Genomic DNA, 13,369 nt, shown 5'->3' with positions numbered 1-13,369 from the left:
CCTAACCTCAGGACTAAAGCAACCATCGGCTGTTAGCCAGAGTTTACGGGAAAGATTTGGTACTCTTCACCGCCTTAAGTTGACGTTAACGTAAACGAAAACTAGCCTCGGGATCAATAAAAATTACAGTTTAACCACAGGAACCTCTATGACGACTGCTTTCAGTGCTGGCTCACTTCAAACCAGTGGGCTTCAAACCATCGGCGTGCTGGGCGCCGGTACCATGGGCCACGGCATCGCCCAGGTGTTTGCCCAGAGTGGCCTAACGGTTCAATTGGTCGATAACCAGCAAGCCCAGCTCGATACGGCTGTTAAAGCCGTCGATCGTAGCCTGGCCAAGTTCGTCGAGAAGGGAAAGCTGGCATCCGATCAGCACACAGCTTCCCTGGCCCGGCTACACACCAATACCGATATCGAGGTATTTGCCGGTTGCGACCTGGTGGTTGAGGCCATTACCGAAAACGAAGCCGTCAAGATCGACCTGTTTCGCAAACTCGATGCCCTCTGCCCGGCCGAGACACTGTTCGCCTCCAACACCAGCGCCATTTCCCTCACCCGCATGGCGGCCGCCACCTCCCGGCCCGATCGTTTCATGGGCATGCATTTCATGAACCCGGTGCCATTAATGCAACTGGTCGAACTGATTCGGGCGCTGCAAACCTCGGATGCAACCTTCAATGCCATCAAAACGCTCAGCGAACAGCTGGGCAAAACACCCATAGAAGTGCGGGATGCGCCCGGCTTTGTGTCCAACCGTATTCTGATGCCAATGATCAACGAAGCCATCTTCACCCTGTACGAAGGTGTCGCCGAAGCCGAGGCCATCGATTCGGTGATGACCCTGGGCATGAACCACCCGATGGGCCCGCTGAAACTGGCCGACATGATCGGGCTCGATACCTGCCTGTTTATCATGAAGGTGCTGTACGACGGCTTTAAGGATCCGAAATATCGACCCTGCCCGTTGCTTGTTCAAATGGTCGATGCGGGCTATACCGGTCGCAAGAGTGGCCGTGGCTTTTACAACTACGACTGATGCTTCCGTTATCACTCAAGTTTCGGAGTTCGCTCAGGAGACTAGCACCGGGTGCCGGGTATGCCTCTGTGGGGAAGTCCGCAACATGGATGTTGCGGCCTAGGCTCCATGGATGGATTAACGCCGACCCCACAGAGGCATACCCGGCATCTGGGGCGGGCCAACACCACTGAAGTGAACCGAACTCCGAAACCTTGGGTGATAACCTCAAAGACACTCGCTGGGAAAACGCTTTATGAGTCACGAAAACACTGCACCGCTGCGCATCATCACGGCCGCCAGCCTGTTCGACGGCCACGATGCCGCCATCAACGTGATGCGCCGCCTGATTCAGGATCGCGGCTGCGAGGTGATTCATCTCGGCCATAACCGCAGTGTCGATGATCTGATCAAGGCCGCCCTGCAGGAAGACGCCGACGGCATTGCGCTCAGCTCCTATCAGGGTGGACACATGGAGTATTTCCGGTATCTGGTCGACCGGCTAAAAGCCAGCGGTGCTGGCTATATAGCCATCATTGGCGGCGGTGGTGGCACCATTACACCCGATGAAATTGCTGAACTCGAAGCCTACGGCGTCACCCGCATTTACCACCCAAACGACGGCATGAAACTGGGTTTACCGGGAATGATTGACGATGCCGTGGCGCACATACGGAAGGCCCGTGATGCCCGGCCGACATCCTTGCCCAAAGATGCCCACCCGGATCTGATTCAGGCGTGGGCTTTGTCGGACATTGAAGCCCGGCGTAAAACACCCTACACCATCCACAAAGGCGCACCGACGCTGGGCTTAACCGGTACCGGCGGTGCCGGAAAATCCAGCTTGAGCGATGAACTGGTGCTGCGTTTTGCCACCGAATTTCCGGATAAACGCTTTGCGGTACTGGCGATCGACCCGACCCGGCGACGCACCGGCGGTGCCCTGCTCGGCGACCGCATTCGCATCAACAGCCTGCGTTTACCCAACGTCTATTTCCGCAGCATGGCCACACGACGCCAGCATTTATCGACCAGTGAAGTGCTGCAGGAAGCCATCACCGAACTGAGTCACCAGGGGTTTGACCTGGTGTTTGTGGAAACCGCTGGCATTGGCCAGTCCGACAGCGCCATTGTCGATCTGGTCGATTTTCCGGGCTATGTGATGACCCCCGAATACGGCGCCGCCAGCCAGCTGGAAAAAATCGACATGCTGGATCTGGCCGACTGGATTGTCATCAACAAATTCGATGGCAAGGGCGCCGGTGATGCGCTGCGCGATGTGCGCAAACAATGGCGACGCAACCGCATCGATTTTGAATCCGATGATGCCAAGCTGCCGGTGTTCGCGACCATTGCCAGCCACTTTTCCGACCCGGGTGTGAACCGTGTATTCAATCACCTGTGCCGCCGACTCAGCGAAGCAACAGACGCCCAATGGCAAGCCTCATTACCCGAGGGCGACCCCGAAGCTCATGTGTTAATTCCCGGCGCACAGCAGCGGTATCTGGCTGAAATTGCCGAGCAGGGACGTTCGCTGCGCGATCAATTAGAGAACCAGGCCGACTGCGCCCGCACCGTTCAGCATCTGTATGAAAGCCTGCGCCTGCTCGGGCTGGATGGTCTGGCACCCTTAACCGATGTCGCGACCGACGGACTGGATAACGCCCAAACAACATTGGCCAAACGCCACAACGCAGCCCTGCAACAACTGCAGCCAGACAGCCGCAAGACTCTGTTCGGTTGGGATGCGTTAATGGACTCGGTGCGCACCGATACCTTTGAATACCAGGTACGCGGCAACGCTATTACCGGCGACAATTACCGCCAAACCCTGAGCGGCAACCGCATTCCCAAAGTCAGCGCCAACACCAGCCGCGACTGGGGCGAACGCGTCTGGTTCAGCGGCCAGGAAAACCTGCCGGGTCACTTTCCCTACACCGCAGGTGTTTACCCTTACCGTCGCAGCGGCGAAGATCCGACGCGAATGTTTGCCGGTGAAGGCCCGCCGGAACGCACCAATCGTCGCTTCCATTATTTGTCGCTCGGCCAACCCGCCGCACGGCTGTCGACGGCTTTCGACTCGGTTACACTATATGGCGAAGACCCGGCCGAACGACCGGACATTTACGGCAAGGTCGGCAACAGCGGGGTATCCATCGCCACCCTGGACGACATGAAAAAACTCTATTCAGGGTTTGATTTGTGCGCGCCGACGACGTCGGTATCGATGACCATCAACGGCCCGGCGCCGATCATTCTGGCCATGTTTCTGAACACGGCCATCGATCAGCAAATTGAAAAACACCTGCGCGACAACGGCGAATGGGAAGCCGCGCAGCAACGCATCAAGGACATATTAGGTGATGCGCCAGTCAGCTATCAGGGTGACTTGCCGGAAGGCCATTCCGGGCTCGGCCTGGGGTTACTCGGCGTCAGTGGCGACCGTCTGGTTGACGCCGAAATCTACCAGCGCATTGCAGCCGAAACCCTAACGCAAGTACGTGGCACCGTGCAGGCAGACATTTTAAAAGAAGATCAGGCACAAAATACCTGCATTTTCTCGACCGAGTTTGCGTTGCATTTAATGGGCGATGTACAGTCCTGGTTTATCGAACGGGACGTGCGTAACTTTTACAGCGTCAGTGTCAGCGGCTATCACATTGCCGAAGCCGGTGCGAACCCGATCACCCAGCTCGCCTTTACCCTGGCCAATGGCTTTACCCTGGTCGAATATTACCGCGCACGCGGCATGGACATTAACGCCTTCGCACCAAATCTGAGTTTCTTTTTCAGCAACGGAATGGACCCGGAATACGCGGTGATCGGCCGAGTCGCACGGCGCATCTGGGCGCGGGCCATGAAGCATCGTTACGGTGCCGATGCACGCTCGCAAATGCTGAAATATCATATTCAAACGTCAGGCCGATCCCTCCACGCCCAGGAAATTCAGTTCAACGACATTCGCACCACCCTGCAAGCGCTCTATGCGTTGTTTGACAACTGCAACAGCCTGCACACCAATGCGTTCGATGAAGCGATAACGACACCGACAGAAGACAGCGTGCGCCGTGCCGTGGCGATTCAGCTGATCATCAACAAAGAGCTCGGTCTGAACCAGAATGAAAACCCGATGCAGGGCGCGTTCACCCTGGAGTACCTGACCGATCTGGTCGAAGCCGCAGTCTATGCTGAATTCGAACGGCTGAGTGAACGCGGCGGCGTGCTCGGAGCAATGGATACCATGTATCAGCGCAGCAAAATTCAGGATGAATCCATGCTGTACGAACACAAGAAACACAGCGGCGAATTGCCTATCATCGGCGTGAATACTTTTCTGTCGAAAAAAGACAATCAAGTCGAAGCACCGATCGAATTAATGCGTTCGACCGATGCTGAAAAACAACAACAGATCGAACAGGTCGCGCGGTTCCAGCACCAGCACAAAGAGCAGGTCACCAATGCTCTCACCACGCTAGCCGATGACGCCAGAACGCGCCGTAATCTGTTCGCGACTCTGATGGAGACGGTGAAGGTCGCCAGCCTTGGGCAGATCAGCCACGCCCTGTATCAGGTGGGTGGAGAATATCGCAGAAATATGTAGAGAGTCAGTGGGCCACCAGACGGTGGCTAACTAACACAAGCTTCGGAGTTCGGTTCGCCTGAGAGGTGTTGGCCCGCACCGGCTACCGGGTATGCCCCTGTGGGGTCGGCGTGAATCCGTCCATGGAGCCTAGGCCGCAGCATCCCTGCTGCGGACTACCCCACAGGGGCATACCCGGCAGCCGCCGCTAGTCTCATAGGCAAACACCGAAGCTTGAGTTACTAATCCCGGTGCAAGCCGCGTTCGGCTGAATAAATGACCACTTGATTGCGCCCCCGCTCCTTGGCCTGATACAAGGCATCGTCCGCCCATTCACTCAGGTTCTTTAGGCTGTATCCGTCGGCCGGTGTCAGGGTGCAAACCCCGGCACTAATGGTCACGACACGGGCCACGTTAGAATACTCATAGCGCAACCCCAGCGTTTCCACTTTGCTCCGGCAGGTTTCGGCGATCTCGGCCGGATTAACCGTGTCGGGCAAAATCAGTGCGAACTCTTCACCTCCATAACGCGCCACCAGGTCCAGTGGACGGGTAGCGACAGTGTCTAACGCTTTGGCCACCTGTTCCAGGGCCGCATCGCCTTGCGGGTGACCGTACTCATCGTTATAGGGTTTGAAATTATCGATATCGATCATCACCAACGACAGTGAACTTTGCTGGCGTGCTGCCAGTGCCCATTGCTGCTCCAGGTGCTGATCAAAGTGGCGACGGTTGGCGAGGCCGGTAAGGCTATCGGTCAGCGAAATGCGCTCCAACTCGGACTTAGCGGCGTTCAGATCCCGCGTCTGGCGCTGGGTCACCAATACATAAACCACAAGCAGCAACACGACCACGGTGCCGGAACCCAGTACCAGCCATGACACATAGCTATGCCGTTCAGTATAAAGCGACGCGGCCGGGGTCACTTCAAAACTCCACTGACGACCAGCCACATTGGGCAAGTCGTGTACCACGGTGCGCGTTGTTAGCCACTTCTCGTTCAGGTCCGGCTCACTGCTGTACAAGATGTCACCGGAACCCCGCGTCCGGTCAATCACCTGCACCTGCATCTGCTCACTGAGGGTATTAGCGACAGACTGGTTGATCAGTTCCCCGACACGAAATACGCCGTTCACAAACACAACACGTTCTTCGCCCCCGGGCTCTGCACTGTTTGATGACGGAAAAGTCTGAGACGAAAACACCAGAAAACCGCGTTGATTGTTTGGCTCCTGAACCAGTCTAATACCAGCAGTGGCCACCATTTTCCCGGTTTCCAGGGCTTGCAACAAAGCTGACAATCGACGAGGCTCACTGGCCAGATCGAAACCGAGGGCGGCATGGTTAGTCACCATCGGTTCGATCATCACCACCGGCACATATCGGGGCCGATTGGTTGCTACCACCACTTCATCATTGGCGTTCCGCTCAGTAACCTGATAACCGGGATGCCAATTGTTCATGCGGGCTTCAAATGCTGCCAGTGTATCGAGCGTTACAATTTCCGCCCAGGCAACCGCGTAGATGGCCGGCGAACGAGCCAGAATGTCCCGTGTCAGTTGATCAAATCGTTCTGGAGTTACGACGTCGAACAACGAAACTGAGGCATTGAGTGCGAACAGTATTTCCAGATTCAACAGTACTTCGCGCTCAAACGATAAAGCCTGCTGCGCCACTTCTGCCGAAAAATTACGGTGAATGTTTTCCGTTTCTGCCTGGTACAGAAACCGGGCCAGAGCTGCAAAAACAACGATACTCAACGCTGCCAGGAGCAGTGTGACCAGTCTTACCATCGATGGATCAATAGGTGTGGATGCCACTTCTGTGGAAGGCCGTTTAGGCTGCACAGGCAATCCTCTATATGGGTGTTTTTAAGACATTAGCCAAAGATAACGCCAATGCAATCGTTTCAGGGGTACAGGGTCAATACATCCGCTACTGTCATTTTCCGGAGCGGTGTCTGCAGTCCCTGCACGGCGTTGTGCAACGCTACCAACGCAGCGCGATCGGGTGCTGCGGTCTCTGGTTGACGGGCGAACAAATACGCCTCAATCTGTTTCAATGTGGCCTGCTCCGATTCGCCAAGCTGCAGTCGCAGATTCCCGTGGGTTTGTTCCGGCCGGGTTCGAAGCCAGCGTAATAAGGCTGCGTGATAGGCACCAACATCTCCACCACGAGCAGCCTGGGCCATCTCATCCAATACCGGCTCCTGCGCATGAATTGTCTCTGCCACTGGGGTGTCATTGGCAGCGCGCAACCGGCTTCTCATGTAACGATGGCTGGCCCAAAAAACCAGTGTCGTGGCCAGCCAGCCAATGCCCAGACTGGCACTGACCCAGGGCCAGAGACCCACAATGCCAGCGTCTGAATCTGCATCGGTGCTCAGATCGTCGGCCTCGCCAGAGGGCGATTCTGCATTCAGCCGGGACGGATCGGCCAGTATATCCATGGCCTCATTGCTTATACCGTCTATACGGACGGACCGCTCGGGCAGTTCAGCGTAGCGCAGCGTATCTGTGTTGGTATCCCACCAGGGCACTCGCAGTGCAGGCAAGTCGTAGGTTCCGGGCGCAGCAAACACCAGTGCCGCCTGATCAATACGCTGTTGTTGGCCGCTGGAATCACTGAATTCCGGGCTGTTGCGATAAAATCGAAAGTCGTCATCGGCCAGGGCCGCCAGCGGGTCGGGGAGCTGGGTCGCGGGCTGGCCCTGAATGCTAGTCGTGACCTGCCAGTCCAGATGTTCATTAACCTCAGCCTGGACAATACTGCCCAGGTTATCGCCCAAGGTAACCGACTCGGCCGGTAACCAGACGGCGTTTGCCGGGTACGATGCGGGTATGGGTTGCACCTGTACCTCAATGCCTGGGTGAATGCGGTGCATGCGCATTGGCTGGCCGTAATTACTGCTTTCGTACTGCCCGACAAAACGGATTTCCGGAATCGTCAGAGTGCCGTCCCGCTCCGGCGTTAGCCGGTAGACCAGTTGATAGCGCCGGTACGGCTCCCCGCCATGGGTGGTCTGGGTGTTGTCTTCGTTGAGTTTTTCAGCATCGAATGCGCTGAGATCCAACTGGGCAAAATTGCCTTGCAGGCGCACCTGGTAGTCGAGATTAACAGTCAGTATCGTGCTCTGCCCGATGTAGAGGCTGTCATCGTCAATCGAGACCGACAGGATAACGGCTTCCTCGGGCAGGCCTTGCTGGCGGTCGGCCGGGTCCATCACGGTAATCATGATCGGGCTCGACTGCTCACCGCCCAGGCTAAAATTGGGTATTGCCAGGGTGCCGATTTCACGTGGCCTGACCTGCAACCGCCATTCGCGCCAGCGCTGCTGACCCAGAGCAGTCGAATACCGGCTTTGGGTGCTTTGCGACTGGTCCACCACCTGAAACAGGGTATTTAACGCGGTTAAATCCAGTGGATCAGTGGCGGCCGGAAAGTCAGCACGAATGGTCAGCGTCAGAGTTTCATCCTGATACAGACGGGTGCGGTCGACCTCCGCCGTCACCGCTGCTGAGGCCGCTACACTGACCAGCAGCAACGTCACCAGCACCGCACTAACACGGAGACCAACGCCGGTTTTCAGCAAGGAGATCAGACACTGTCGTGCGGTGTTTACCATAGTGAATCGGGCTCCTCGTCCGTCGGGGCTTGCTGGTACTGATACTGAAATTTTTGCTGCAACACCTGGCCCTGAACCGAGGGTACCCGGTTCAGCAACTGCTCTACCGCCTGATCGCGGCGGCGTGCTTCCAGATCGGGGTCGGGTTCGCCTTCGGCTTCCGAGTCTTGTTGTTCGGCCGACTGGCTGTCGCGGCCTTCTTTTTGCTCTGTTTCTTCGTCACCCGGTGGCTGCGGATCGCCCGGTTGCCCGTCAGGCTCCTGCGACGGGTCGCCCTGTTGATTCGAGTCTTGCGACTCACCCGGTTGTGATTCCGACTCTTCGTTCTGCTCGCTTTGCTGTTGCTGTTGTTTTTGCTGCTCCTGCTGTTGCTGCAGAGCCTCGGCAACGCGCTCTTTATTGAAACGGGCCGCGTCCAGATCGGCCCGGGCCAGGGCTTCATCGTAGGCGTCGATCGCTTCCTGCAAGCGGCCCTGATGCGCCAGCGCATTGCCCCGGTTGTAGTGCGCCGAGGCGTCATCCAGCTGTTGCCAGAGATCCGCCGCCCGCTCGTAATCCCCCTGCTCAAACGCCAGTTGGGCGGCCAGATCCCGGCGGTCGGTCAGAGCCAGACTCTGGTCCACGTCACCTTCCTGATACGCCTGAAAAGCCCGCTGCTCACGGTTTTTCAGCAGCGGGTCTGCCCAACCGGCGGCATCCGCAGGGATCGGCTGCCACAGCAGCACAAACGGCAAACTGTACACCAGGCCACGCCGGTACCAGGGCAATAACAGCACCAGCACTGGTACCAACAGCCAGAAGCCCCATTCGCGTATCTGGCGTTCAGTGGAGACCGCGCCCCGGTCGATGCTGAGATCCAGGTTTTCCACGGTTTGCTCCATCGGCAGCAGCGTTGCGTTTAGGCGACTGGCGATTTCCCGAAATCCGGCCCGGTCCAGAGTGGGCAACACCATACGACGGCCGTCTTGCAGATAGCCGCTGCCATCCGGCAAGGGGATTGGCCCGCCCGACTCGGTACCGATCGGCATCAGCCAAAAGCGCTCGACCTGGGGCCGGGCGGCTAACAGTGCATCGACCCGATCAGGGCTGGCATCATCGGTGATCCAGAGTAGCTGACTGCGGCCCTGTAGCGTATTCAGCCGCTCTGTCACCCGTTCAAACGCCAGCTCCGGCCGGTTACCAAACTGCGGCATGAGGTACGGCGACATCTGCTCCAGCTGCAGTGCCAGGGTTTCGATGTCGCGGGTCAGCGGCACCAGCCAGTGCGCTGAACCGGAATAAACGACCACGGCGGTGCGTTCAAAGATGCCGGAGGCTGCCCAGCCCTGCACCAGCCGCTCGGCGCGAATGGCGCGCGACGGTGAGGTGTCCTCGACCGTCATCGATAAGGTTGCATCCAATACCACGATCAGATTGCCGGCCGTCAAGGTCGTACCTCCGGCCAGCGGTCTTGCCGGGCCGGCTGCGGCGACGATCAGCAACACCCCGGCCAGTAGCAGTGCACCCTGCGCCAGCGATTGCTGGCGGGCGCCACCACGATAATTCAAACGCTGCAGCAAGCGCTTATCCATCAGCCGATGCCAGCCACCCTGGCGCTGCTGTCGCCGCCAGCGCCAGAGGCTCCAGGCCAGCCAGGGCAACAATGCCAGCAAGATCAACGGACGGGTCCAGATCATGACGGTGCCCTCCGCCGACGCGGCACCCGAACATGCTGTCCGGCAACCACCACTAGCAAGGCAGCGAGTGCAGGTACCCAGAACCATTCGGCCGCCAGTCGTTGGGCCTGACCGGCCCGGGGGCTGGGTTCCAGAGCGTCGATGCGGTCGTAGACCCGGGCCAGCTCATCGGTACTTTCCGCGACAAAGAGTTCACCGCCGGTTTCCCGGGCGACGCGGCCCAGTGTCTCGACATCCACACTCGCACCCCGCATCAGACCAAAAAAGTCGCCGCTACGCGGTTGTCCAAAAGCAATGGTGTGTACCCGAATATCACTGTCACGCGCCGCTCCAGCGGCAGCCATAGGGTCCAGCTCCCCGGCATTGTTCTCCCCATCCGACAACAGCAGAATCACCGGGTCCGTCACCGGCTGGTCGCGCAGACGCTTGACCGCCAAACCCAGGGCATCGCCGATAGCGGTGCTGTCGCCAGCCATGCCCGGCAAGACATCAAACAACAGGTCGCGCACGGCTTCAACATCAGGTGTCAGCGGTGCCTGGGTATCGGCAAATTCGCCAAACACCACCAGGCCCAGTGCATCACCCTGGCGTTCGCGGGCAAAATCACCCACCACCTGTTGTACCGCCTGGTAGCGACGCACGCGTTGGCCGCCCCATTCCATATCTGGCTCTTCCATGCTGCGCGATACATCCACCACCAGCATTATGGCTCGCGCTGGTTGCTCGGGTTCGACCCAGGGGCCCAGTGTTTGCGGGCGCGCCAGTGCCAGTAATACCAAACCCCAGGCCAGCCACAGCCAGCGGCTGTGCACCGATGATGGCCCGCCTTTAGCGGCACGGCCTGTAGACCAGCGGGCCAGCACCGGGTGGTCGAGCCGATCTCCGGCATCCACCGCCTTAACCCAGCGCGCGATGAGCCAGGGCACTGGCATCAATGCCAGCATCCACCACCAGGCCAGCGTCATCGGCACCACCGTTTGATCAGGGTGCGCGGTTCGTGCCAGTCGATCTCGACCCGGGCGTTAGGCCGATAGTGAGCGTTCACCCAGGCCGGCACTTCAGTTCGGTTCAAGGTGGTCCGCACCAACTGGGCGAAGGCTGGTGCCGATTCGGTTCTATGGGTACTGGCACTTTGTGCAGCGGCGTTACGCAACACTATGTGCAACTGCTGTAACTGGCGTTCGGCATCCGGTTCCTGGCGCAGACGGTTAAGGGCCGCCAGACAGCGACGCCGCATTCGACCCTTTCGCCAGAGCCAAATGCCAGCCGTCAACGCGATGATCAACGCAATCACACCCAGCCAATACGCCGGAGCCGGGGGCCAGAACCCCGGTACTGCGGGCGCGGTGTTGGCTTCGAGTTGCGCCAGCAAGGTCGCCAGTGCCGGGTCGCCCGGGTTCAGCTGTGGATTGGCCAACGGTTCACCTCCCCCCAGTCGAAATCGTGGACAAAATGGCTGATCAGCGTCGCCTGATGACCGGGAGCCCAGCGCTGCCAGGTGACCTGGCGGTGCTCAAAGGCCCGGTGGTGAGCGCTACGTACCGAGGCCGAGCCGGTATCGAGTTGTACGCTCTGATCACGCGCCCGGCCCTGCAATACACCCACATCGGGCAGATCCGATTCGAGCCGGTCGATCGGTTGCAAAATCAGCGTTCGGTTGATTCGAGCCAGCGGCAAGCAGGCGGCCAGGGCTTCCGGCTGCCAATGTGACAGATCAGAGACCAGCCAGAGTGTTGGATTCTGCCGCAACAGCGAGGCGATGTCGCTCGGGGCCGGTGGTGTGGTGCCCAGACGATACTGTTCGGCGAGCAAGGCATGAGCGTCCACCAGGCGCTGGCAGAATTGGGCGACGTCGCTGGCGCGGCGCAGCATCATCGGGCGGGCATCACCGACGCCGGTAATCACCGCTCGGGTGGGGTGGCGTAACGCCAGTAGACGCCAGGCCAAAAAAGCGGCCCAGTGGCAGGCCATGACGGACTTGAGCGCGCGCTGGCTGCCAAAATACAGGCTGTCGGACAGATCCACCCATATCAGTTGGGCCGCCTGCCGGTCCTCTTCCATAATTTGTACATAAGGCGCTTGTTTGCGGGCGGTCACATGCCAGTCAATGCGGCGCACATCATCACCCGGCTGATAGCGGCGCATTTCAACAAATTCCCGGCCCTGGCCCCGGTAGGGCGAGCGCTGCTCACCGGCACCCAACCCCAATGCACGACGCACCGGCACCCGGCCGAGATCCGCCGCGACAAAGCGCAGTGCCAGCAACTCGTCTCGTTCAACGTCGGTGCCCTCGACGGTAAAGGGTGTCGCTCTGCCCGCTGTGTTCATATCAACCGACGGCCACTCGTTCGAGCAAATGATTGACCACGGACACACCATCCCAGCCCTGCGCCTGACCAGACAGCGACAGCACCAGACGATGCGCCAGCACCCGTACGGCGACACGCTGCACCTGCTCGGGAGTCACAAAGTCATCACCGTCGAGCCAGGCCTGCGCCCGAGCGCAGCGGTCGAGCGCAATGGTGCCACGCGGCGAGGCGCCGAATTCAGTAACCCCCGCCAGTTCCTCACTGTAGCGCTCGGGTGAGCGTGTGGCATCGACCAGGTGCAGCAGATAGTCAGTCACGGCGTCAGCCACATAGATGTCGTTCAGCGCCCGGCGGGCACCTAAGACATCTTCCGGTGAGACTTGTGGCAGGCTGCGAATCTGGTGGGCTTCTTCCTCCCGCGCCAGCTGCAAAATGGCGCGCTCTATACCGACATCCGGGTAATCAAGCGAGACCTTCAGCAGAAAGCGATCCAACTGAGCCTCGGGCAAGGGGTAAGTGCCTTCATGCTCAACCGGGTTTTGCGTCGCCATCACCAAAAACGGCGATGCCAACGGGTAGGTGGTTCCGGCTACCGACACCTGGCGCTCCGACATGGCTTCCAGCAAGGCGGACTGCACCTTGGCAGGCGCGCGGTTGATTTCATCGGCCAGCACCAGGTTGGCAAACACCGGCCCGGGCTGAAATTCGAAGCGATGTTCATCGGCCCGGTAGATCTCGGCGCCGGTAATGTCAGAAGGCATCAGATCCGGGGTAAATTGCACCCGGCTGAAGGCGCCATGCACCCCTTCGGCCAGGGCTTTGATGGCGGTGGTCTTAGCCAGGCCAGGCGCGCCTTCAACGAGCAAATGCCCATCGGCCAGCAGCGCCAGCAACAGCGATTCGACCAGTTCCGGCTGCCCCAGAATCCGGTGTTGGAGGGCGTCTTTCAATTCGAGCAGAGGGTGTTGGGTAGCCATTGGCGTGCCTGTTTTATTCATGGGATTGAATCGATCAGCGAATACCAGCCCGCAGACCGGCCTATCGATTCTAGAGCGCTGTCAGTCCGGGTCAACGGCACCGGCTGAACGACGTGGGTGGTTTACACTGGCTTGACTATGGTCGTTTTGAGTTTTTGCCTGTGGTGTCGTGTCATGTGTTGGAAAT

At 58.9% G+C, this 13,369-nt stretch carries 9 protein-coding genes; 2 read left to right on the top strand and 7 right to left on the bottom strand.

All coding sequences use genetic code 11. The features are described from left to right. Window positions 1-148: 148 nt before the first annotated feature. Window positions 149-1,036 (top strand): 3-hydroxybutyryl-CoA dehydrogenase, encoded by an 888-nt coding sequence (locus WEB54_RS09695; protein WP_368055291.1) that lies wholly within the window; start codon window positions 149-151, stop codon window positions 1,034-1,036. 235 nt (window positions 1,037-1,271) lie between these two features. Next, complete coding sequence (locus tag WEB54_RS09690) at window positions 1,272-4,616, top strand: methylmalonyl-CoA mutase family protein (protein ID WP_368053661.1); 3,345 nt, start codon at window positions 1,272-1,274, stop codon at window positions 4,614-4,616. A 221-nt stretch (window positions 4,617-4,837) separates the two neighbouring features. Here the strand turns inward: WEB54_RS09690 and WEB54_RS09685 are convergent, their stop codons facing one another. The 7 genes from WEB54_RS09685 to WEB54_RS09655 form a co-directional block, all read right to left on the bottom strand. Continuing rightward, the gene (locus WEB54_RS09685) at window positions 4,838-6,388 is read right to left on the bottom strand and encodes a diguanylate cyclase (protein WP_368053663.1); all 1,551 of its coding nucleotides are present in this window, start codon (window positions 6,386-6,388) and stop codon (window positions 4,838-4,840) included. Window positions 6,389-6,504: 116 nt separating this feature from the next. Beyond that, window positions 6,505-8,220, bottom strand: a complete 1,716-nt coding sequence (locus WEB54_RS09680) for a BatD family protein (protein WP_368055289.1) — start codon at window positions 8,218-8,220, stop codon at window positions 6,505-6,507. Then, window positions 8,214-9,896, bottom strand: coding sequence for a tetratricopeptide repeat protein (locus tag WEB54_RS09675; RefSeq protein WP_368055287.1), 1,683 nt, complete (start codon window positions 9,894-9,896; stop codon window positions 8,214-8,216). The genes WEB54_RS09680 and WEB54_RS09675 overlap by 7 nt, the downstream gene beginning before the upstream one ends. Further along, complete coding sequence (locus WEB54_RS09670) at window positions 9,893-10,861, bottom strand: VWA domain-containing protein (protein WP_368053669.1); 969 nt, start codon at window positions 10,859-10,861, stop codon at window positions 9,893-9,895. The genes WEB54_RS09675 and WEB54_RS09670 overlap by 4 nt, the downstream gene beginning before the upstream one ends. Further along, complete coding sequence (locus WEB54_RS09665) at window positions 10,858-11,313, bottom strand: DUF4381 domain-containing protein (RefSeq protein WP_368053671.1); 456 nt, start codon at window positions 11,311-11,313, stop codon at window positions 10,858-10,860. Before WEB54_RS09665 ends, WEB54_RS09670 begins: the two co-directional genes overlap by 4 nt. After that, window positions 11,295-12,224 (bottom strand): DUF58 domain-containing protein, encoded by a 930-nt coding sequence (locus WEB54_RS09660; protein ID WP_368053673.1) that lies wholly within the window; start codon window positions 12,222-12,224, stop codon window positions 11,295-11,297. The genes WEB54_RS09665 and WEB54_RS09660 overlap by 19 nt, the downstream gene beginning before the upstream one ends. A gap of 1 nt (window position 12,225) precedes the next feature. Continuing rightward, window positions 12,226-13,182 (bottom strand): AAA family ATPase, encoded by a 957-nt coding sequence (locus WEB54_RS09655; RefSeq protein ID WP_368053675.1) that lies wholly within the window; start codon window positions 13,180-13,182, stop codon window positions 12,226-12,228. Window positions 13,183-13,369 lie beyond the last annotated feature (187 nt).

It is taken from the genome of Saccharospirillum sp. (assembly GCF_040881935.1).
GTDB lineage: Bacteria > Pseudomonadota > Gammaproteobacteria > Pseudomonadales > Natronospirillaceae > Saccharospirillum.
Note: the sequence above shows the minus strand (reverse complement) of the source record. Positions and strands in the feature narration are given on the sequence as shown.